The sequence below is a fragment of the Paraburkholderia sp. BR10882 genome (genome assembly GCF_040948855.1).
GTDB classification, from domain to species: Bacteria; Pseudomonadota; Gammaproteobacteria; order Burkholderiales; family Burkholderiaceae; genus Paraburkholderia; species Paraburkholderia nodosa_A.
Window position 1 is genome coordinate 550,469 of record NZ_JBFPKP010000003.1, and the last position, 22,012, is coordinate 572,480.

13 protein-coding genes are annotated in these 22,012 nt (G+C 67.1%); 7 read left to right on the forward strand and 6 right to left on the reverse strand.

Annotated elements, in window-relative coordinates:
- Window positions 1-26 precede the first annotated feature (26 nt).
- Together AB3X99_RS11730 and AB3X99_RS11735 are read right to left on the reverse strand one after the other, a co-directional pair.
- On the reverse strand, window positions 27-4,367 hold the full coding sequence (locus tag AB3X99_RS11730) for a DNA translocase FtsK (protein WP_368617001.1): 4,341 nt from the start codon (window positions 4,365-4,367) through the stop codon (window positions 27-29).
- Between the two features lie 211 nt (window positions 4,368-4,578).
- Window positions 4,579-5,139 (reverse strand): META domain-containing protein, encoded by a 561-nt coding sequence (locus tag AB3X99_RS11735; protein ID WP_368617051.1) that lies wholly within the window; start codon window positions 5,137-5,139, stop codon window positions 4,579-4,581.
- Window positions 5,140-5,458: 319 nt separating this feature from the next.
- Between AB3X99_RS11735 and purT the strand changes: the two genes are divergently transcribed.
- The 5 genes from purT to AB3X99_RS11760 all read left to right on the forward strand — a co-directional run bounded on the left by purT (window position 5,459) and on the right by AB3X99_RS11760 (window position 12,424).
- Complete coding sequence (gene purT / locus AB3X99_RS11740; RefSeq protein ID WP_368617002.1) at window positions 5,459-6,682, forward strand: formate-dependent phosphoribosylglycinamide formyltransferase; 1,224 nt, start codon at window positions 5,459-5,461, stop codon at window positions 6,680-6,682.
- Window positions 6,683-6,743: 61 nt separating this feature from the next.
- Window positions 6,744-7,130, forward strand: a complete 387-nt coding sequence (locus tag AB3X99_RS11745) for an MliC family protein (RefSeq protein ID WP_069265348.1) — start codon at window positions 6,744-6,746, stop codon at window positions 7,128-7,130.
- 114 nt (window positions 7,131-7,244) lie between these two features.
- Window positions 7,245-8,891, forward strand: coding sequence for an acetolactate synthase large subunit (locus AB3X99_RS11750; protein WP_368617003.1), 1,647 nt, complete (start codon window positions 7,245-7,247; stop codon window positions 8,889-8,891).
- Between the two features lie 24 nt (window positions 8,892-8,915).
- Complete coding sequence (locus AB3X99_RS11755; protein WP_069265346.1) at window positions 8,916-10,352, forward strand: aldehyde dehydrogenase family protein; 1,437 nt, start codon at window positions 8,916-8,918, stop codon at window positions 10,350-10,352.
- Between the two features lie 587 nt (window positions 10,353-10,939).
- Entirely contained in the window at window positions 10,940-12,424 is a 1,485-nt protein-coding gene (locus AB3X99_RS11760; RefSeq protein WP_368606724.1) for a DEAD/DEAH box helicase, read from the forward strand.
- 68 nt (window positions 12,425-12,492) lie between these two features.
- On the opposite strand, the gene gluQRS is transcribed toward AB3X99_RS11760, so the two are convergent.
- Complete coding sequence (gene gluQRS, locus AB3X99_RS11765; protein WP_368617004.1) at window positions 12,493-13,431, reverse strand: tRNA glutamyl-Q(34) synthetase GluQRS; 939 nt, start codon at window positions 13,429-13,431, stop codon at window positions 12,493-12,495.
- 9 nt (window positions 13,432-13,440) lie between these two features.
- Window positions 13,441-14,322, reverse strand: a complete 882-nt coding sequence (locus tag AB3X99_RS11770) for a sulfurtransferase (RefSeq protein WP_368617005.1) — start codon at window positions 14,320-14,322, stop codon at window positions 13,441-13,443.
- A 288-nt stretch (window positions 14,323-14,610) separates the two neighbouring features.
- Between AB3X99_RS11770 and dnaE the strand changes: the two genes are divergently transcribed.
- Window positions 14,611-18,168: a DNA polymerase III subunit alpha gene (gene dnaE, locus AB3X99_RS11775; protein ID WP_069265342.1), complete on the forward strand. Its 3,558-nt coding sequence runs from the start codon at window positions 14,611-14,613 to the stop codon at window positions 18,166-18,168.
- 69 nt (window positions 18,169-18,237) lie between these two features.
- On the opposite strand, the gene AB3X99_RS11780 is transcribed toward dnaE, so the two are convergent.
- The gene (locus AB3X99_RS11780; RefSeq protein WP_368617006.1) at window positions 18,238-19,071 is read right to left on the reverse strand and encodes a glycosyltransferase family 2 protein; all 834 of its coding nucleotides are present in this window, start codon (window positions 19,069-19,071) and stop codon (window positions 18,238-18,240) included.
- On the reverse strand, window positions 19,068-20,189 hold the full coding sequence (locus AB3X99_RS11785; RefSeq protein ID WP_368617007.1) for a glycosyltransferase family 2 protein: 1,122 nt from the start codon (window positions 20,187-20,189) through the stop codon (window positions 19,068-19,070). The genes AB3X99_RS11780 and AB3X99_RS11785 overlap by 4 nt, the downstream gene beginning before the upstream one ends.
- On the opposite strand from AB3X99_RS11785, the gene msbA reads away from it, so the two are divergent.
- Entirely contained in the window at window positions 20,164-21,948 is a 1,785-nt protein-coding gene (gene msbA, locus AB3X99_RS11790; protein ID WP_141710694.1) for a lipid A export permease/ATP-binding protein MsbA, read from the forward strand. The two genes, AB3X99_RS11785 and msbA, sit on opposite strands and share 26 nt — an antisense overlap.
- Window positions 21,949-22,012: the final 64 nt, after the last annotated feature.

A 22,012-nucleotide genomic window follows, 5' to 3' on the forward strand; every position in this document is an offset into this window, starting at 1 on the left:
AGAAGGCGCGAGGCGCGCCTTCTTGCTTATTCGCCCTGGCCGCCGCCCGGCACGAGCACTTCGCGGCTGCCGTTGATGCCCATCGGCGAAACGAGTCCCGCGGTTTCCATCTGTTCGACCAGACGCGCGGCGCGGTTGTAGCCGATGCGCAGTTGCCGCTGCACCGACGAGATCGACGCGCGCCGCGTGCGCACGACGAATGCGACGGCCTCGTCGTAGAGCGGATCGGCTTCGGCGTCGGGCGAGTCGCCGAACAGGTCCTGCGGCGCGCCTTCGGCCGCCGGGCCGTCGAGAATGCCTTCGACGTACTCGGGCTCGCCGAACTGCTTCAGATACTCCACGACCGCGTGCACTTCCTCGTCGGCGACGAACGCGCCGTGCACGCGCTGCGGGTAGCCCGTGCCCGGCGGCAGGAACAGCATGTCGCCCTGGCCGAGCAGCGACTCGGCGCCCATCTGGTCGAGAATCGTGCGCGAGTCGATCTTCGATGACACCTGGAACGCCACCCGCGTCGGAATATTCGCCTTGATGAGACCCGTGATGACGTCCACCGAAGGACGCTGCGTCGCGAGGATCAGGTGGATGCCGGCGGCGCGCGCCTTCTGTGCGAGACGCGCGATCAATTCTTCGATCTTCTTGCCCGCAACCATCATGAGGTCGGCGAGCTCGTCGATCACGACCACGATCATCGGCAGCGGCGAGAGCGGCTCGGGGGCTTCGGGCGTGAGCGAGAACGGGTTGCCGATCTTCTTTTCCTGGGCTTGCGCGTCGCGGATCTTCTGGTTGAAGCCCGCGAGATTGCGCACGCCCACCGCCGACATCAGCCGGTAGCGCTTCTCCATCTCGCCCACGCACCAGTTGAGCGCGTTGGCGGCGAGCTTCATGTCGGTCACGACCGGCGCGAGCAGATGCGGGATGCCTTCGTACACGGAAAGCTCGAGCATCTTCGGGTCGATCATGATGAGCCGCACGTCCTCGGGTGTCGCCTTGTAGAGCAGCGAGAGGATCATCGCGTTGATCGCGACCGACTTGCCCGAACCGGTCGTGCCCGCCACGAGCATGTGCGGCGCCTTGGCGAGATCGGTGACGATCGGATGGCCGACGATGTCCTTGCCCATCGCGATCGTCAGCTTCGACTGCGAGCGGTGGTACGGCGCCGATTCGAGGATTTCCGAGAGGCGGATCATCTGGCGGCGGGCGTTCGGCAATTCGAGGCCCATGCAGGTCTTGCCGGGAATCGTTTCGACCACGCGGATCGACGTGAGGCCGAGGCCGCGCGAGAGATCCTTCATCAAGCCGACGATCTGGCTGCCGCGCACGCCGAGCGCGGGTTCCACTTCGAAGCGCGTGATGACCGGGCCCGCCGAGGCGCCGACCACGGTCACGGGGACCTTGAACTCCTGAAGACGCTGCTCGATGAGCTGGCTCGTTTCGGCGAGCTTCTGCTCGGAGACGGGCTCGATCTCGGACGATGCGCGCTCGAGCAGATCGAGCCCCGGCAGTTCGACCGCCGATGCGCTGAGCGGCTCGAACACGAAGGACGTGGGCGCGTGGCCGCGCACGGGAGCGCGCTGGACTGCGGGCTCGGGAGCTTCGACCGCCTCGGGGGCTTCTATGGCTTCGATTGCTTCGGGTGCGGACTCGAAGTCGGGGCTCGCCGCGCCGGGTTCGGTCGCGATGGCGGGGTAGGGCGCCGCGATCGGGGTGGCAACCGGCGTCGCGGGCTGCGAGGGAGTCGGCGTGAGCGTGGCCTCGGCCGGTGCGGGACAGCTTTGCTTCGGCGTTTCGGCAACCCACGGCGGCGTTGCTGCGGGTGCGGGTGCCGGCGCTTGCACTGCGGACAGGGGCGTCGCGTCAAAAGGCGTTGCTTGAGTCGCCGGCGCGTCAGGTGCCGGCAACGCTTCAGCCGTTTCGTTCGCAACCCCTTGCGCTTCGTCCATCGACGCAGGGTATGCATCGACGCTGGCGGATTCGCTGTGCGCGACGGGCGCGAAAGACTCGCTCGCCTTCTGCTCTGCCACCGGCGAAGGCGCTGCGTCGAACGGCGTCGCGGGAGCCGCATGCGTAACCGTCGGCGCGACATGTGCAGGCGTCGCGGCGGCGTCGGGCTGCGTCTCGGGAGCGATGCGGGGGGAGTGCACGATGTTCGACGCGGCCGCTGTGTCGAGCGGGTCGTGTGCTTCGTGCGCAGCGTGCGCTTCGGTCGGAGCGGGTTGCTCGGCCTGCGCGTCTGCCGCGCCCGGCGTTTGCGTCGCTGCGGGCACTGACACTGGCGCCGGTGCCACAACGGGAGAAGCCGCTGCGGGCGCAGGCGCACGCACCTGCTCCTGCACCGTCGACGGGCTGAACGTGAAGAACGGTTCGGCAGTGTGCGTCTCGGCGGGGGCGGCAGCCGACGGTTCGTCGTCGAGCAGGATCCACGGCATGCCGTGATCCAGTGTCGGCCACGTCGAAGGCGTTGCGGCTTCCTCCGCCGCAGCTTGCACCGGCTCGATGCGCGTCGCCTCGTTCGAGGCGCCGTGCGTGGCTTCGTCCACGTGCTCAGCAATCGGTTGCCAGGCAGTCGGCGCAGCCATGTAGCCGACGCTGGCCGAATTCGGCTCGGACGATGCCGCGTTCTGAGGCGCGGCAGGGTAGGGGGCAGCGGGCGTCGCGCCCGGCGTCGTGTCGCCCGGTTGCGGCGAGGCGTGCATTTCCACGAACGATTGCCCAGCCGGGTTTGGCGAAAGGTAGTCACCGTCCGACAGCGCGACCGGAGCGGACGTCGTTTCCAGCGACGCGGCCGAAGGCATCACCGGCAGCGCCGCCGTCGCGATGTCCGGCGATGCGCTCGGGAATTGCGCGTGCGTGTGTTCCTCGCCCGCGAGCGTACCCGCTTCGTCCAGGGTGCGGCGTGCGAGGCTCGCGCCGGCGAGGGTGGTCCAGCGCGCGGCGTTCTCTTCGATCGAGCGCAATGTTTCGAGCACGCTCGTCGAGAGCGGCGCCTGCGCCTGCGGTGCGCTGGTGGGCGCGAGGCGCGAGTAGGCGGGCGTCGCGGGCGGCGTTTCGGCTGGATGCATGCCGAACGGCGCCGTGCGCGGCGCACTCATGGGCGGGCGAGGGTTCACGCGCGCGGGCTGCCCTTGCCAGACGTAGGGTTTCGGTGGCTTCGCGACGCGCGGCGGTGCGGCGGCCGCGGCGCGCGCGGCCGTGCTGCCTGCCGCAGGCGGCGGCGCCGTGCGGCGCGGCATGACGGGTTGTGCGAACGGCGAAGTCAGCGGATCGGGCGGTGGCGGTGTCGTGCCGAACGCGGCACTGCGCGCGGCGGCGGCGGCTGCGGCGGCACCGGCCGCGAGCGGCGCACCATGCACCACCGCGGAAGCCGAAGCCGTGCGCGCTGCCGCGCCCGTCATCGCGGCGGCCATGGCCGGTCGCGTTTGAGGCGTCTGCGTCCGCCACGGGGCATTCGGCTGCGCAGGGATGCCCTGCACCCCTTGCGCAGGCGCCACGTCCTGCACTGCGCTCGCACCGCGCACCGGCTGGCGGCGCCCGTCGCCGAGCGGCGCGGCTGCTGGCTGCAACGGCGCGCGTGGCGGCTCCATCGGGGCTCGCGACGCACCCGCAGGCGGCGTTTGCCCCGGCGCACGCGTGCCGCGCAGCCAGTCGGCGGTCGCGGTCGGTTCGGTGCGCGCCCACGCCGCGGCGGGATCGGCGGGACCACGGAAGCCCGGTTCGGCGCGCCACGCCCCAGCATCGGCAAACGCGTCCTGTGCGGTGGCAGCGGCCGACGCTGCGCCAGGTCCCGCAGCCATCGCACCGGCTGCGCGCGGGTTATCGCGACCCTCGCGCGCGTCACGCGCCGGCGGGCGCCAGATCGTCGGTCGTTTGCGCCGCGCGCCGTCGCCAGGCATCGGCGGATTGAAGGTAGCGGCGCCATGTGCGGGCAGTCCCTCTTCGGCTGCGGCGCGGCGGCTGCGGCGTTCGCGGTGCGGGCTGTCGTCAGTGTCACGCGCGGCGCGGATGTTCAGGCCGAGTCCGAGCGAAATATCCGCCCACGCGAGGAATTCGCGCCAATGGAAGTCGAGCAGCCACGGCAAGCTCACGAGGAGAAGCGCCGTCATCGCGAGCGGCGCGGCCACGTGGCCGATGAGCTTGCCGAGCCCGCCCGAAAGCGCGTGGCCGAATGCGTTGAACCCGGCGATGTCGATGAGCGTCGCCTCGAGCACGCAGCTCGCCAGGAGCACGCCGACGAAGCCGAGCCATAGACGGATCGTGCCAGGGCCGCGCAGGCCCGCGCCGCCCGGCAGCACGGACTTGACGAGACGCCAGATCAGGGGGATGAACCAGACGGCCGAAACGCCGAACCAGCCAGGAACTACCGTGTGCATGCCGAAGATGTACGTAGAGAAGGTGTGCGACGTGTGGAGTGTAACCGCTCGGCCCCTGCGCGCCGCCATCCACTTGAGGGCGATGTTGCGTGCGGCACGGCAGGCGTTGCGCGCCTGACACGCCAAAGACCCGGCGCGCGCCGGTTTGGTTCGCGCGCAACAAAAAAAGCGCCGCCCCGGGCAAGGGCGCGGCGGCTCATGCGCGCAGCGTTCACTGCGCCGGTTTGGCGTCGGAGGCGGCGCCGGGCGTCGCGGCCGGGCCCGTGCCCGGTTCGGCGCCCTGCTCGGCGAACGTCAGGCGGTCGCCGTTTTCGAGCACGAGAAAGAGCGATTGCGGATGGCGCATCTGCACGCCGGAGCGCGCGATTTGCGAGAGCGCTTCCAGATAAGCGCCCTCGATATCGCCGCCCGCGCCGATGCACGCCATGCGCGTGCCGCCGAGCTGGCCGAACGAGAGCAGGCCGTTCTTGAGCGTATAGGCGCCGAAATAGCGGTTGCAGCCCGAAAAGCCGCTTGCGCGGCGCTGGCCGCTCTCGGTCGAGAGGTCGAGCGTAATGGGGCGAGCGTCGGGGTTTTCGATGTTGCCGGCATCGGCGTGGCCGCCCGGCAGGGCGCGCATCGTGCCGTCGGCGCGCTTCCATTCCGCGAGCTGCCAGTGCGTGTTGTCGAGCAGCTGCGTCGTGGCGGGGTTGAACGGATCGGGCAGCGGCGCAGAGGCGTCCGTGTGCACGGGCAGCTTGCACGCGCACACCAGCAGGGCCGCAGCGAGCATCGCCGTGCGCGAGGCCAGCTTTCGCGCGAATTCGCCTCGGGCAGGGCGCGGGCGCTGGCGCATGGTCATGCGCGGGCTCTGGCTCGGTGCCTGGATCGGCGTCTGGCTCGCCGTCTGGCTAATAGGCATCGCATCGTTCCTCGTAATCGACGAAGGCGTAAGCGTAACGCACCGCGCTGCAGCATGCGAGCGCAAACGTGCGTGCGCCGTGCTGGAAGCGGGCGGCCGCCGACGCGCCAAAGCGCCGCGCCGCGGCAGGGCCGCGTGTTAACATCGGCGCTCTTACGCATTTGCGCCATACCGCCATTCTGGAGACATCATGCAAACCCGCCCCCGCATCGGCACGCCGCTTTCCGCTTCCGCCACCCGTGTCATGCTGCTCGGCGCGGGCGAGCTTGGCAAGGAAGTGATCATCGCGCTGCAACGTCTCGGCGTTGAGGTGATCGCCGTCGATCGTTACGAAAACGCGCCCGGCCACCAGGTCGCCCATCGCGCGCACGTGATCGACATGGCCGATCCCAAGGCGCTGCGCGCGCTCATCGACGCCGAACGCCCGCATCTCGTCGTGCCCGAAATCGAAGCGATCGCCACCGACGCGCTCGCCGCCGTCGAGGCCGAGGGTGTCGCCGAGGTGATCCCCACCGCGCGCGCCGCGCAGCTCACGATGAACCGCGAGGGCATTCGCCGCCTCGCCGCCGAGGAGCTCGGCCTCGCCACCTCGCCTTACGCGTTCGCCGATTCGCTCGACGAGCTGAAGGCGGGCGTCGCCAAGGTCGGCTATCCGTGCGTGGTGAAGCCGGTGATGTCGTCGTCGGGCAAGGGGCAATCGGTCGTGCGCAGCGACGCCGATGTCGAGCGCGCCTGGGACTATGCGCTCGCGGGCGGCCGCGTGAATCGCGGTCGCGTGATCGTCGAGGGCTTTATCCACTTCGACTATGAAATCACGCAGCTCACCGTGCGCGCCATCGACCCGGCGAGCGGCCAGGTGCAGACGTATTTCTGCGATCCGATCGGCCACCTCCAGGTGGACGGCGACTACGTCGAATCGTGGCAGCCGCAGCCGATGAGCGCGAAGGCGCTCGAGCGCTCGCGCGAAATCTCCCACAAGGTGACCGAGGCGCTGGGCGGCCGCGGTCTCTTCGGCGTCGAGCTGTTCGTGCGCGGCGACGAGGTGTGGTTCTCGGAAGTGAGCCCGCGCCCGCACGACACGGGGCTCGTCACGCTCGCGTCGCAGCGCTTCTCCGAGTTCGAACTGCATGCGCGCGCGATTCTCGGCCTGCCCGTCGATACGACGGCGCGCGGTCCGGGCGCCTCGGCCGTGATCTACGGCGGCATGGACGCACGCGGCATCGCATTCGAAGGCGTGGCGCAGGCGCTGGCCGTGCCGGGCGCGGACCTGCGCCTGTTCGGCAAGCCCGAAAGCTTCGTGAAGCGCCGCATGGGCGTCGCGCTCGCCACGGGCGCCGACACCGACGAGGCCCGCTCGCGCGCTCGCGAAGCGGCTGCGGCGGTGCGCCCCGTGCCGGGCGACGCTGCGCAGTGAGCGCGCAGTGAGCGCGCAGTGAGCGTATAGCGCGGCGCCAACGCAACCCACGGAGAACACGATGATCGATGCTCGAAGCGGTGCAATCCGGTTGGCGGCAGCGTGCGGTCTCGCCGCCGCGCTCCACGTGAGCGCGGCGAACGCGGCGGCCCCGCTCGAAGTGCGTGACATCCAGGTGCAGTCGCGCCATACGTTCAGCTACACCTGCGCCAACAGCAAGACCTTCAAGGTCACCTATCTGAACGCGGCCAACGGCCAGAGCTTCGCGCTCGTGCCGGTGAAAGGCCGCAAGCTCCTTTTCGTCGGCGTGATCGCGGCTTCGGGCGTGAAGTACGTCGCCGATCGCTACACGTGGTGGACCAAGGGACCCGGCGCCGATCTCTACGACGTCACCTCCGACGCGAGTTCGAAGCCGGTGCTCTCGGGCTGCGCGACGCTCATGCGCTGACGCCGAACGCACGCTTCACGACGCATTGCGCCTCGCGGTAGTAACCTGACGGCCTGTTCGCGAAGGCCGGCTGCCGCCCGCGCGCCGGCCACGCTCTTGCCAGCGAGGTGGTCGATGAAAGCATCGGATCTGTTCGTGAAGGCGCTCGAAGCAGAAGGCGTCGAGTATGTGTTCGGTATTCCAGGGGAAGAGAACCTCGATCTGCTCGAATCGCTGCGGCGCTCGAAGATTCGTCTGATCGTCACGCGCCACGAGCAGGCCGCGGGCTTCATGGCCGCCACTTACGGACGGCTGACGGGCCGCACCGGCGTGTGTCTGGCCACGCTCGGACCCGGCGCCACCAACTTCGTGACGGCCGCGGCCTACGCGCAGCTCGGCGGCATGCCCATGCTGATGGTCACGGGCCAGAAGCCCATCAAGTCGAGCAAGCAGGGCCACTTCCAGATCGTCGACGTGGTGCGCATGATGGAGCCGCTCACCAAGTACGCGCGTCAGATCGTCTCCATCGGCAACATTCCGGCGCTCGTGCGCGAGGCGTTTCGCCAGGCCGAGCAGGAGCGGCCCGGCGCCGTGCATCTCGAGCTGCCCGAAGACGTGGCCGACGAAGAGGGCGACGGCAAGCCCATTCCCAAGAGCTTCAGCCGCCGGCCCGTGGCCGAGGAAAAGGCCGTCGCGCACGCGGTCGGGGCGATCTGCAAGGCGCGCCATCCGCTTCTCATGATCGGCGCGGGGGGCAATCGCAAGACCACGCGCAACGTGTTGCGCGAATTCGTCGACGAAACCGGCATCCCGTTTTTCACCACGCAGATGGGCAAGGGCGTGATCGACGAGTCGCATCCGCTCTGGCTCGGCAACGCCACGCTGTCGGACGGCGACTTCGTGCACCGCGCGATCGAGCACGCCGACTGCATCATCAACGTCGGCCACGACGTGATCGAAAAGCCGCCGTTCTTCATGCGCAGCGCTGAAGAAAAAACCGTCATCCACGTGAATTTTCTCGGCGCGGAAATCGACCCCGTCTATTTCCCGCAGATCGAGGTGGTGGGCGACATCGCCAACGCCGTGTGGCAGCTCAAGGAGAGCCTGAAACCGCGCGAGCACGCGTGGGACTTCGCGCGCTTCGAGGAGATCAAGCGCCATTTCGAGGCGCATCTCGCCAAAGGCCAGCATGACGAGCGCTTTCCCATGTACCCGGTGCGGCTCGTGCACGACGTTTACGGCGCGATGCCCGACGATGGCATCCTGTGTCTCGACAACGGCATGTACAAGATCTGGTTCGCGCGCTACTACCGCGCACGTGAGCCCAACTCGATCCTGCTCGACAACGCGCTCGCCTCGATGGGCGCGGGGCTGCCCTCGGCCATCGCCACGAAGATCGTGCATCCGCAGCGCAAGGTCGTGGCGGTGTGTGGCGACGGCGGCTTCATGATGAATTCGCAGGAACTGGAGACGGCGGTGCGCCTGAAGCTCGATCTCGTCGTGCTGCTGTTGCGCGACGACGCGTTCGGCATGATCCGCTGGAAGCAGGAAAACATGAATTTCCCCGATTACGGGATGACGCTGCAGAACCCCGATTTCGTCGACTATGCGCAGAGCTATGGCGCGCATGGCCATCGCGTGGGCTCGGCGGACGAACTCAAGCCGCTCGTCGAGCAGTGCCTCGCGCAGCCGGGCGTGCACGTGATCGACGTGCCCATCGACTATTCGGACAACGAGCGCGTGCTCAATCGCGACATCAAGCGCCTGAGCGCGCAGCTTTGACGCCGCACTTACGGAGAACCCGTCATGCTCAAACCGACTTATCCGTACTATCTGGCCAACGAGGCCGTTGCCGCCAATACCGACCTCGAGGTCACCGACAAATACAGCGGCGAAGTCGCCACGCGCGTCGCGCTCGCCGACGCGAAGGCGATCGACCAGGCCATTGCGGCGGCCGAAGCCGCCATGCCCGCCATGCGTGCGTTCCCGCCATACAAGCGCCAGGCCGTGATCGATCATTGCGTGGCGCGCTTTCGCGAGCGCTTCGACGAGCTGGCGATGGCGCTGTGCATCGAGGCGGGCAAGCCGATCAACGACTCGCGCGGCGAGGCCACGCGCCTGATCGACACGTTCCGCGTGGCCGCCGAAGAGAGCGTGCGCATCGACGGCGAGATCGTCAATCTCGAGATTTCGGCGCGCGCGAAGGGCTATCACGGCTACGTGAAGCGTGTGCCGATCGGACCGTGCTCGTTCATCTCGCCGTTCAATTTCCCGCTCAATCTGGCGGCGCACAAGGTCGCGCCGGCGCTCGCCGCGGGCGTGCCGTTCGTGCTGAAGCCCGCGAGCCGCACGCCGGTGGGGGCGCTCATCATCGGCGAGGTGCTGGCGGAAACCGACCTGCCCAAGGGTGCGTTCTCGATCCTGCCCGCGCACCGCGACGGTGCCGACCTCTTCACCACCGACGAGCGCTTCAAGCTGCTTTCGTTCACGGGCTCGCCCGCAGTGGGCTGGGACCTCAAGAAGAAGGCCGGCAAGAAGAAGGTGGTGCTGGAGCTGGGCGGCAATGCGGCGGCTATCGTCGACGGCGATCAGGGCGGCAAGCTCGACTACGTCGTCGACCGGCTGGCGTTCGGCGCGTACTACCAGTCGGGGCAGAGCTGCATCGGCGTGCAGCGCATTCTCGTGCACGCGTCGATCTACGAGACGCTGCGCGACAAGCTCATCGCCAAGGTCAAGACGCTCAAGATGGGCGACCCGAAGGACGAGACAACCTTCGTCGGGCCGATGATCTCGGAGTCCGAGTCGAAGCGTCTGGCGGGCTGGATGGAGAGCGCGGTGCTCGCGGGGGCGAAGATCGTCGCGGGCGGCAAGGTGGACGGCGCGATGTTCGAGGCCACGCTGCTCGAAGACGTGCGCCGCGACACCGACCTCTACCGCAAGGAGGCGTTCGGGCCGGTCGCGATCCTCGAGCGTTTCGACGACTTCGGCAAAGCGCTCGACATCGTCAACGACAGCGATTTCGGCCTGCAGGCGGGCGTCTTCACGGATTCGCTCGCCAACGCGCATCGCGCGTGGGACGGGCTCGACGTGGGCGGCGTGGTGATCAACGACATTCCGTCATTTCGCGTCGATAACATGCCGTACGGCGGCGTGAAGGACTCGGGCCTCGGGCGCGAGGGCGTGCGCTACGCGATCGAGGATATGACCGAACTGCGGCTGATGGTGATGCGCGAGACGTGGTGAGCAGGGTGCAGCGGGCTGGCGAAAAAAGGGTGCGATTCTGCGCCGCATGGCGCGCGGGGATTTCCCGTGCGCCATGTTGCAGAACGCATGGCCCGCTGCCATAGGGATTTATGCCAAGGTGCTACAATACCGGCCTTTCGGCCCTTTGCGCCTGCCGCAGAGGGGGGCAGATCGCCGGCAGCAGGCACGCAGCAAGCGGGCAGCAAGCACGCAGCAAGCCGCCCCGAGGCTTGCTGGATCGGCCTGAACGGTCGATCGAGCCGTTTTGACACATCCGGTGCGCACGCGCGTCAAGAGACGAGGACGGCGCCGGAACCATCTGGAATCGAGCGAGTCTGGCTGGGTTGAACCCGAGCGAGCGCGGCGATGCAGCCAGCGCCCCGTCCCCGGCAGATTGTCTCGTCGTCCCACGGGCCATCCCGGGCCATCCGTTTGCCGGGAAGCCCTCGCGGGCGTGTGTTCCGCCCGTCGCAGGAGGGCGCCTGACGTGTTGTCCGGCGCCTTTGCATCGACCTGCAATGCCCAGCAGTGACCATTTGAGGCGCTTCCGCGCCTTGCGCGAATAGCGCCTTTATAGCGAAGCCACCATGTCCGACACAGCCGTCACGCCCAGCATTGCGAACTTTGACCAGTTTGGTCTGGCCCCCGAAATCCTCCGGGCCATCAAGGAGCAGGGCTACACGACGCCCACGCCGATCCAGGCGGAGGCGATTCCCGTGGTGCTCACGGGCCGCGACGTGCTGGCTGCAGCGCAGACTGGCACGGGCAAGACGGCGGGTTTCTCGCTGCCGATCCTGCAACGCCTCTTGCCGTTGGCGAGCACGAGCGCCTCGCCCGCACGGCATCCCGTGCGCGCGCTGATTCTCACACCGACGCGCGAGCTGGCCGACCAGGTCGCCAACAACGTGCGCACCTACGCGCAGCACACGCCGCTGCGCAGCGCGGTGGTGTTCGGCGGCGTCGACATGAATCCGCAGTCCGACGAGCTGCGCCGCGGCGTGGAAATCCTGATCGCGACGCCAGGCCGCCTGCTCGACCACGTGCAGCAGAAGACCACGAGCCTCGGTCAGGTGCAGATGCTCGTGCTCGACGAAGCCGACCGCATGCTCGACATGGGCTTTCTGCCCGACCTGCAGCGCATCCTGAACCTGCTGCCGAAGGAGCGCCAGACGCTGCTGTTCTCGGCCACGTTCTCGGGCGAGATCAAGAAGCTTGCCGCGACCTATCTGCGCACGCCGCAGACCATCGAGGTGGCGCGCAGCAACTCCACCGCGACCAATGTCACCCAGGTGGTGTACGAAGTCGCCGAGGGCGACAAGACCGGCGCGGTCGTTCAACTGATCCGCGAGCGGGGCCTGAAGCAGGTGATCGTGTTCTGCAACAGCAAGATCGGCGCGAGCCGTCTTGCGCGCCAGATCGAAAAGCAGGGCATCGTCGCGGCCGCGATCCACGGCGACCGCACGCAGAGCGAGCGCATGCAGGCGCTCGACGCCTTCAAGCGCGGCGAAATCGAAGCGCTCGTGGCGACCGACGTGGCCGCGCGCGGCCTCGATATTGCCGAACTGCCCGCCGTCATCAACTTCGACCTGCCGTTCAACGCCGAAGACTACGTGCACCGGATCGGCCGCACCGGCCGTGCAGGCGCCTCGGGTGACGCGCTGTCGCTGTGCAGCCCGAACGAGAAGAAGCAGCTCGCCGATATCGAGAAGCTCATCAAGCGCCCGCTGACCGTGGAGCGCCTCGTGGTCGACGTGCCGGTGGCGCATCACGAGGGTGGCGGCCGGCGCCGCGAGCGCGACGGCTATGAAAGCCGCGAAGGCCGCGGTGAACGTGGCGAGCGCGGCACGCACCGCCGCGCGGCCTCGTTCGAGCGCCCGCATCACCATCGTTCGCAGCCGATCGACGACTTTTTCCTGAAGCCCTACGAGCCTTCGGCGAGCGCGCGCAGCAAGGTGGAAGACAAGCCCGCGAACGCCGCGCCGCAGAAGCAGCAATCGAAGCAGCCGCTCGCGGCGCTGCTGGGCGGCCTCGGGTCGTCGTGGCGCAACAAGCCGACGTCGTCTTCGAGCTGAGTTCGAGCGCGAAAGAATCGCGCGACGCAAAAAACGGCATGTCGCTCCTGGCGGCATGCCGTTTTTGTTTATGCGGCTGGCAATTGCACGAGCCGCCGCTTCCACGCGTCGATCGCGGCCAGCTGGAACGCTGCGAGCGTCGCGGGCGCGGGATCGTGCAATTCGAGGCCCAGGTGCCGTGCGGCGGCCATCAGCGTTTCCAGCGGGCGTGACGCGTCGAGCGCCTGCGCCCCGGTCTGCTTCGACAGCTTTTCCCCATCCGCGTTCGTGACGACCGGCACATGCAGATACGCGGGCGTCGGCACGCCAAGACACTGCTGGAGCCAGATTTGCCGCGCCGTCGAGTCGAGCAGGTCCGCGCCGCGCACCACGTGTGTGATGCGCTGGTCGGCGTCGTCCACGACGACGGCGAGCTGGTAGGCCCACTGGCCGTCCGCGCGCAGCAGCACGAAATCACCGACTTCGGTCGCGAGGTTCTGGTGCTGCGGGCCTTGCCAGCGATCGTCGAAGCGGATCAGTGCGGGATTGGCGGCTGCGCCCGCAGGTTCGTCAACAGCGTCTTCGTCAGGCACGCGCAGCCGCCACGCGCGGGCGGGCTTACCGTGCAGGCCGTCGCGACAGGTGCCCGGATAGATCAGCGTGGTGTTGCGCTGGTGCATGCGCAGTTGCGAATCGGCGATTTCCTTGCGCGTGCAGCCGCACGGGTAGACGTGGCCTGAGGCGATCAGCCGGTCGAGCGCCGCGCGATAAAGACCGGTGCGGCGGCTCTGCCATTCGGGCGGCTCGTCGGCGTGAAAGCCGAAGGCCGCAAGCGTCGCGAGAATGTCTTCGGCTGCGCCCGGCACGGTGCGCGGGCCGTCGATGTCCTCCACGCGCACGAGCCAGGCGCCGCCGTGCGCCCGCGCGTCGAGCCAGCTCGCGAGCGCCGAAACGAGCGAGCCGAGATGCAGCGGGCCAGTGGGCGAGGGCGCGAAGCGCCCGCGATACCCTTGCGGCGTTGCGCTCACGCGCGTGGCTTAAGCGGCAGCCTGAGCCGCTGCATCCGTCGCGCCCGCGCGCTCCGGATGGCACGCCGGGCAGCTCTTGCCGACCACGTAAAGCGGCGAAGCCTGCTCCTGCGGCGTCACGACGGCGCGGCACGCGAAGCACTGCACGGTGTCCGTCGGTTCGAGCTGCGGATTGAGCGCGGTGCGCTGGTCGAACACGAAGCAGTCGCCGTTGTAGTGCGCGCCGCCCACTTCCTCGAAGTACTTGAGAATGCCGCCTTCGAGCTGGTACACGCGCTCGATGCCCACTTCCTTCATGTGGATGGCCGCCTTTTCGCAGCGAATACCGCCCGTGCAGAAGGATACGACCGTCTTGCCTTCGAGGTCGGCGCGGTTCGCCTCGATCACGCCGGGGAATTCGCTGAACTTGTCGATGCGGTAGTCGAGCGCCTTGTCGAACGTGCCGACGTCGATTTCGAACGCGTTGCGCGTGTCGAGCATGACGACGGGGCGGCCTTCGTCGTCGAAGCCGCGGTCGAGCCACTCCTTGAGCACGAGGGGCGCCACCGAAGGCGCGCGGCCTTCCTCGGGACGGATCGCGGGCTTCTTCATCGTGATGATTTCGCGCTTCAGGCGCACGAGCATGCGGTTGAAGGGCCGCGTTTCCGAGAGGCTTTCCTTGAACCGCAGCGTCGCGAACTTGCCCTCGAAGAGCGGATCGTGATTGATGTAGTCCATGAAGGCGCGCACGTTGCCTTCATCGCCGGCAACGAACAGGTTGATGCCTTCCGGCGCGAGCAGGATCGTGCCCCGCAAATCGAGCGATTGGCAGCGCTCGAGCACGAGCGGACGCCACTCGGCGGTCTTGTCGAGCGTGGCGAACTGGTAAGCGGAGAGATTGAGGATACGCATGGTGCAACTGGAAAAGCGCCATTAAAAAAGCGCGTGAAACCGGAGCCGGGCGCGCGTGCTTGCCTGTCAAAGTCGGGTCCTGACTGCGTCCCCCCGAAAACGGGAATTGGGGCAGAGCGCGCGGCGGGCGCAATCCGCTATTATCCCTCAATCGCGCCTCGCGCCGCTTGCGGCGTAGTCGACACGCCGTGGGGCGCCCCCGCGCCCGCGGCAAGGTCCAGGCCAGACTGGCCGATGTCACTTGCCCATGCGAGCGTGCGCCGAAAATCGCGTGCCCCTGAAGGTACAATGACGGCCATGTCAGATCCCCGCTTCGTCCATCTCCGCGTCCACTCCGAATTCTCGATTGCCGACGGCATCGTGCGCCTCGACGACCTCGTCAAGGCGGCGGCCAGGGACGGCCAGGGCGCGCTCGCGCTCACCGACCTCGGCAACGCATTCGGCCTCGTCCGTTTTTACACCGAAGCCCGTGGCAAAGGGGTCAAACCCATCGCCGGCTGCGACGTCTGGATCACTAATCACGACGACCGCGACAAGCCGTCGCGCCTCCTGCTGCTGGTGAAGAACAAGCGCGGCTACCTGAATCTGTGCGAGTTGCTTTCCAAGGCGTGGCTCACGAACCAGTATCGCGGCCGCGCGGAAGTCGACGTCGCCTGGCTCGAAGAAGGACTGGGCGAGGGCCTGCTCGCGATCTCGGGTGCGCAACAGGGCGACGTGGGTCTCGCGCTCGCGGCGGGCAATGCGGAAAGTGCGAAGCGCCATGCGCAGCGCTGGGCGAAGCTGTTTCCGAACGCGTATTACATCGAGTTGCAGCGCTGCGGCCAGCCCGGCGGCGAGCAGTATGTCGAGCAGGCGGTGGCGCTCGCGTCGCAACTGAAGCTGCCGGTAGTCGCCACGCACCCCATGCAGTTCATGACCGACGAGGAATACACCGCGCACGAAGCGCGCGTGTGCATCTCGGAGGGCGACATCCTCGCGAATCCGCGCCGCCAGAAGCGCTTCACGACCGATCAGCGGTTTCGCACGCAGGAAGAAATGGTCGCGCTGTTCGCGGACATTCCTTCGGCAATCGCGAACACCATCGAAATCGCCAGACGCTGCAATCTGACGCTCGAACTCGGCAAGCCGAAGCTGCCGCTGTTCCCGACGCCCGACGGCCTCTCGCTCGACGACTATCTCGTGCAGCTTTCGCGGGAAGGTCTCGAAAAGCGCCTCGTGCAGCTGTATCCGAACGAGGCCGAACGCGAGCAGGAGCGCGCGCGCTACAACGAGCGGCTCGAATTCGAGTGCGGGACCATCATCAAGATGGGCTTCCCGGGCTACTTCCTGATCGTTGCGGACTTCATCAACTGGGCGAAGAACAACGGCGTGCCGGTGGGCCCGGGCCGGGGTTCGGGCGCGGGCTCGCTGGTCGCCTACGCGCTCGGCATTACCGATCTCGATCCGCTGCGCTACAACCTGCTGTTCGAGCGCTTCCTGAATCCGGAGCGCGTGTCGATGCCCGACTTCGACATCGACTTCTGCCAGCACGGGCGCGACCGCGTCATTCAGTACGTGAAGGAGAAGTACGGCGCGGATGCCGTCTCGCAGATCGCCACCTTCGGCACCATGGCCGCGAAGGCCGCGGTGCGCGACATCGGCCGCGTGCTCGATCTGGGCTACAACTTCACCGACGGCGTCGCGAAGCTGATTCCGTTCAAGCCGGGCAAGCACGTCACCATCGCCGACGCGATGAAGGAAGAGCCGCTCCTGCAGGAGCGCTACGACAACGAAGACGAAGTGCATCAGCTGCTCGACCTCGCGCAGCTCGTGGAAGGTCTCACGCGTAACGTGGGCATGCACGCGGGCGGCGTGCTGATCGCGCCGGGCAAGCTCACCGACTTCTGCCCGCTCTACACGCAGGGCGACGAAAGCGGCGTCGTGAGCCAGTACGACAAGGACGACGTGGAAGCCGTCGGCCTCGTGAAGTTCGACTTTCTGGGTCTGACCACGCTCACGATTCTCGACTGGGCCGAGCGCTATATCCGCATGCTCGATCCGTCGAAGAAGGACTGGTCGCTCGCCCAGGTGCCGCTCGACGACGCGCCGTCGTTCCAGATCCTCAAGAAAGCGAATACGGTCGCCGTGTTCCAGCTGGAAAGCCGCGGCATGCAGGGCATGCTCAAGGACGCACAGCCCGACCGCTTCGAGGACATCATCGCGCTCGTGGCGTTGTATCGTCCGGGCCCGATGGACCTGATCCCGAGCTTCTGCGCGCGTAAGCACGGCCGCGAAGTGGTGGAGTACCCCGATCCGCGTGTCGAACCTGTTCTGAAAGAGACCTACGGCATCATGGTCTACCAGGAGCAGGTGATGCAGATGGCGCAGATCATCGGCGGCTACTCGCTCGGCGGCGCGGACTTGCTGCGTCGCGCGATGGGCAAAAAGAAGCCCGAGGAAATGGCCAAGCACCGCGAGATTTTCGCGGAAGGCGCGGCGAAGAACGGCCTCACGCGCGAGAAGGCGGACGAGACCTTCGACTTGATGGAGAAGTTCGCGGGCTACGGCTTCAACAAGTCGCACGCGGCCGCTTACGCGCTCCTCGCTTATCACACGGCGTGGCTCAAGGCGCACCATCCGGCCGAATTCATGGCAGCGAATATGTCGCTCGCCATGGACGACACCGACAAGGTGAAGATCCTCTTCGAGGATTGCCTAACCAACAAGATGGTCGTGCTGCCGCCGGACGTGAACGCCTCGGCGTACCGCTTCGAGCCGGTGGCCGACGCCAGCGTGGCCGAAGGCAAGCGCTCGCGCACGATCCGCTACGGTCTCGGCGCGATCAAGGGCAGCGGCCAGAACGCCATCGAAGAAATCTTGCGCGCGCGTGAAGAGGGCGGTCCGTTCAAGGACCTGTTCGACTTCTGCGAGCGCATCGACCGTCGTCTCGTCAATCGTCGCACCATCGAAGCGATGATCCGCGCCGGCGCGTTCGACACGATTCACGCGAACCGCGCACAGTTGCTCGCGTCCGTGCCGATGGCGATGGAAGCCGCCGACCAGGCGAGCGCCAACGCCATGCAGGCCGGCCTCTTCGACATGGGCGATGCACCGCTCGCCGCGCACGAACTGGTGGACGAGCCGGCGTGGGGCGAGAAGCGCAAGCTTCAGGAAGAGAAGGCGGCGCTGGGTTTCTACCTCTCGGGCCACCTGTTCGACGCCTACAAGGACGAAGTGCGCCGCTTCGTGCGCCAGAAGATCGGCGAGCTCAAGGAAGGGCGCGACAAGCTGATCGCGGGTGTGATCGCTTCGTTGCGCACGCAAATGACCCAGCGCGGCAAGATGCTGATCGCGCTGCTCGACGACGGCACCGGCCAGTGCGAAGTGACGGTGTTCAACGAGCAGTTCGAGGCGCACAAGGCGCTCTTCAAGGAAGACGAGTTGCTCGTCGTGCAGGGCGGGGCGCGCAATGACGCGTTCACGGGCGGTATTCGCTTCACCGTGGATACCGTGATGGATCTCGAGCGCGCGCGCAGCCGCTACGCGCAAGCCGTGAAGCTGCAGATGAACGGCAATGCCAATGCCGGCGCGCTGCGCACGGTGCTCGAAGCCTATCGCGCGAAGCCCGACGACTCGCTGCCGGCGCCTGCCGCGGAAACGCGTGGCCGCGGCGGTTTCGGGCGCGATCGCGGCGAGCGCGCGCATGCGGTCATTCCGAACGGGCTCGCGGTGCAGATCGCCTATCGCAACGATCGGGCGGAAGGCGAAGTGCGTCTGGGCGACGCCTGGCGCGTGAAACCTACCGACGACCTGCTCGCCGCGCTGCGTGGCGAGTTCGCGGGTAGCGAAATCGAGATTGTTTACTGACGGGATCGGACGGTATGGCGGTCTTCACCGCTGCCATGCCGCGCCGTGGTTCTGCGAAACGCGCGTCGTTCAGCTCGCGAGTTCGGCCAGACCGCGTTCGGCGCGCACGGTGCCGTCCGCGATACGCACCTTGACCCTTGCTTCATTGGAGCTTGCCTGCGCGCGCGCTTGCTCGCGGTGCCACAGGTGGAAGATTTCCGTGGCATAGGCGCCGAGCTTGCGGTGCACGCCGCCATTGGCGAGCCGGGCCACGAAATCGGCGTCCTCGTGCCCCCAGCCGGTGAAGCTGGTGTCGAATCCGTTCACGCGCTCGATGTCGCTGCGCCAGGCGCTCATGTTGCAGCCCTTGATGCCGCGCCACTTGAACTGCTCGATCACGCGCCATTTGCGATCCGGCAACTTGACGAAGAGGGGCGCGATCTTGTTGACGTGGCCAGCGAGGCGTTGCTGAACCCAGAAGCCGAAGCCCCTATCCGCAAGCGGAATCGTCTGTGCGATCACCTGTTGCGTGAGCGTTTCGTCGAGCAGGATGCGGCTGCCGGTGATGATGGCGCGCTCACTCGCGAGTTGCCGATGGCGCGCAACGAAATCGTGCTGCGCGACGCAGTCGCCGTCGAGAAAGATCAGGTAATCGCCGCGGGCCTGCACGATGCCCTTGTTGCGGATTTCGGCGAGGCGAAAGCCGTCGTCCGGGTGCCACACGTGCGCCATGCGCACCGGACTCGACGCCGCGCAGCGCTCCACGGTTGCTCGGGTCGCATTGGCCGAGCCGTCGTCGGCGACGATGATTTCGTAGCGCGTGTCGGACTGCGCGCTCAAGCTGGCCAGTACCCGTTCGAGCGCATCGGGCCGGTTGTAGGTGCTGACGATCACCGAAATCAGCATGTCGCGACGCGCGTTCATCGGCTCTCCGGCGCGGCGTCGCGGGCTTTTGCCGCCGCGGACTGCTGTGTCTCGAGGAGCATGAGCTTCAGGTAGCGGTAGTAGGTGCCTTCCGCGTTGGAGATCGCCAGCACGAAGCCCATCTTGCCGTCGAGAAAGCCGCGCTGAATGATCCAGCTGCGCACGAAGGACCAGAAGCCGTGCAGCAGCGCCTTGCGCAGGCCGCCGCGCTTGCCGCGCGCCGCGCCCTGGGTCGCGCCGTAGGTCGAATAGCTGTCGATTTTGCCGAGCACTTCGGAGAAGTCGCGGAAGCTGTAGTGAATCAGCGCCTGAGTGAGCGTGCCGACGCGCGCGTCGGGCGCGGCGATCACGCGTTCGTGCACGAGATCGTTCGAGAAGCGCGCCGCGTCGCGGCGAAAGAGCCGCGTCACATAGTCGGGCGACCAGCCGGAATGGCGGATCCACTTGCCGCAGTAGTTCGATTGGCGAGGCACGCGGAAAAGGTCGGCGCCGTTCGACTTCACGCTTGCGAGAATTTCGTCGCGAAGCTGGGGGGAGACGCGTTCGTCGGCGTCGAGCGAGAGAATCCACGGGCCGCGGGCCGCGTCGAGCGCGCGCTGTTTTTGCGGGCCGAAACCGGGCCAGTCGGTTTCGACGACCGTCGCGCCGAACTCGCGGCAGATGGCCTGGGTGCCGTCCGTGCTGCCCGAATCGAGCACGACGATTTCATCGACCCAGCCGTGCACGGAAGCAAGGCAGTCCCGAATATCGTGTGCTTCGTTTTTGACGATGACGATGACGCTGATCGCATCGGGTTTGGCGCTGTCGTTCATCGGCGCTGGCTCGCGATGGCTGGAAGAAGGTGAAGAGGATGGGAAGGCCGGCTGGAGCCGTCCTCGCGTTCGGAGAGCGCTTCGCATAGACGCTTGCTGCGCGCGCGTTCGTGCCCCGAAGCCGAATCGCTGAGTATATACAAAAACGCCGGCGACGACGAAACCGCCCCGGCGCCGGGCCCGTCCGGACGGATACATCGCCTCCTGGGCCGAACGTTTACAATGGCGTACCTGTTTGCCAGGGGGCGGGCAGATTACCCGCATTTTTTTCGAGGAAATTTTGGGCGAGAGATCAACCTTGAGCAAGCCGATCGGCTCCGACACCAAGTCGTCGCCGGTCGTGATTGGCCGGCGGCTGTGGCCGTATGTAAAGCCGCTTATGTGGGTGCTCCTCGCAGGCGTGATCGCGATGGCCGTAGTGGCCGCGACCGAAGCCGGCATTCCCGCGCTGCTCAAGCCGCTGCTCGATCACGGCTTCGGCACGCGCGGCGCTCCGCAAGCGAAGTGGCTGGTGCCCATCGCGGTCATCGGGCTGGCGCTGGTACGCGGCCTCGCGCAATACGCGTCCGGCTACCTGCTGCAATACGTGTCGAACCGCGTGCTGCTCGCGCTGCGCCTGAAGATGTTCGAGCGCATGATTCACGCGAGCGTCGGCTTCTTTCAGCGCGAAACCGCGAGTACGGTCATCAACGCGATCGTGTTCGAGGTCAACCAGATTCTCGGCGTGCTGCTCGGCGTGCTGGTCACGCTCGTGCGCGACTCGCTCACGGTGATCTTCCTGCTCGGCTACCTGTTCTACCTGAACTGGCGGCTCACGTTGATCGTCGCGGTGCTGCTGCCGGCGATCGGCTGGCTCGTCAGCAAGATCAACCGGCGTTTGCGCCGACTGAACCGCGAGCATCAGATGCTCACGAACGACCTGTCCTATATCGTCGAGGAGACGGTGGGCGGCTACAAGGTCGTCAAGGTTCACAACGGCGAGACCTACGAAAAGGAACGCTTCGGCGAAATGAGCCGCCGCCTGCGCGGCTACCAGATGCGCATGACGGTGTCGGGCGGGCTCGCGCAGCCGCTCACGCAGTTCCTCGCTTCGATCGCGCTGGCGATCGTCATCACCATTGCCGTTGTGCAGGCCTCGAACGACCAGACGACGGTCGGCGGCTTCGTGGCATTCGTCACGTCGATGCTGCTCGTGATCTCGCCGCTCAAGCACCTGATCGACGTGAATCAGCCGCTGCAGCGCGGCATGACCGCGGCCGAGCTGATCTTCGGGCTGATCGACGAGCCGCCCGAGCCCGCGGGCGGCGGCTTGCCGCTCGAACGCGCGCGCGGCGAAGTGGAGTTCCGCGACGTCTCGTTTGCCTATGGCGAGAGCCATCGCGTGACGCTCGACCATGTGTCGTTCCGCATCAATCCCGGCGAAATGGTGGCGCTCGCCGGCCCGTCCGGCAGCGGCAAGACCACGCTCGTGAATCTGTTGCCGCGCTTTTTCGATCCGAGCGGCGGCCAGGTGATGGTCGACGGCGTGTCGATCGCCGATTACGACGTGCATGCGCTGCGCAACCAGATCGCGATGGTCAGCCAGGACGTGGTGCTGTTCAACGACACGGTTGCGAACAACGTCGCCTATGGCCAGACGGCCGACCGCGAGCGCGTGGAGCGCGCGCTACGCGCCGCGAACCTGTGGGAAACGATCTCGGCGCTGCCCGAAGGCATGGACACGCTGATCGGCGATAACGGCATGAAGTTCTCGGGCGGCCAGCGCCAGCGTCTGGCGATCGCCCGTGCGATTTACAAGGATGCGCCGATCCTGATTCTCGACGAGGCGACCTCGGCACTCGATTCGGAGTCGGAGCGCCACGTGCAGGCGGCGCTGGAAACGCTGATGCGCGGGCGCACGACGCTCGTGATCGCGCACCGCCTGTCGACGATCGAGCGCGCGAACCGCATCCTCGTGATGGATGGCGGCCATATCGTCGAATCGGGCACGCACCAGCAGCTGCTCGAGAAGGGCGGCATGTACGCGCACCTGCACAAGATCCAGTATCAGCAAAGCGCTGCCTGAGTCTTCCGGGCGATGACGCGGCGCGCGCGTTCAGGTGCGCCGCGGTCCTGAAAGTGCGCCGGCG

Excerpts from the sequence above, each read along its gene's own strand:
- dnaE (WP_069265342.1), top strand. The coding sequence starts at position 14,611 with ATGACGGCCATGTCAGATCCCCGCTTCGTCCATCTCCGCGTCCACTCC.
- AB3X99_RS11770 (WP_368617005.1), bottom strand. The coding sequence starts at position 14,322 with ATGCGTATCCTCAATCTCTCCGCTTACCAGTTCGCCACGCTCGACAAG.
- purT (WP_368617002.1), top strand. The coding sequence starts at position 5,459 with ATGCAAACCCGCCCCCGCATCGGCACGCCGCTTTCCGCTTCCGCCACC.
- AB3X99_RS11780 (WP_368617006.1), bottom strand. The coding sequence starts at position 19,071 with ATGAACGCGCGTCGCGACATGCTGATTTCGGTGATCGTCAGCACCTAC.
- AB3X99_RS11755 (WP_069265346.1), top strand. The coding sequence starts at position 8,916 with ATGCTCAAACCGACTTATCCGTACTATCTGGCCAACGAGGCCGTTGCC.
- AB3X99_RS11730 (WP_368617001.1), bottom strand. The coding sequence starts at position 4,367 with ATGCACACGGTAGTTCCTGGCTGGTTCGGCGTTTCGGCCGTCTGGTTC.
- AB3X99_RS11745 (WP_069265348.1), top strand. The coding sequence starts at position 6,744 with ATGATCGATGCTCGAAGCGGTGCAATCCGGTTGGCGGCAGCGTGCGGT.
- AB3X99_RS11760 (WP_368606724.1), top strand. The coding sequence starts at position 10,940 with ATGTCCGACACAGCCGTCACGCCCAGCATTGCGAACTTTGACCAGTTT.
- AB3X99_RS11735 (WP_368617051.1), bottom strand. The coding sequence starts at position 5,139 with ATGCTCGCTGCGGCCCTGCTGGTGTGCGCGTGCAAGCTGCCCGTGCAC.
- AB3X99_RS11750 (WP_368617003.1), top strand. The coding sequence starts at position 7,245 with ATGAAAGCATCGGATCTGTTCGTGAAGGCGCTCGAAGCAGAAGGCGTC.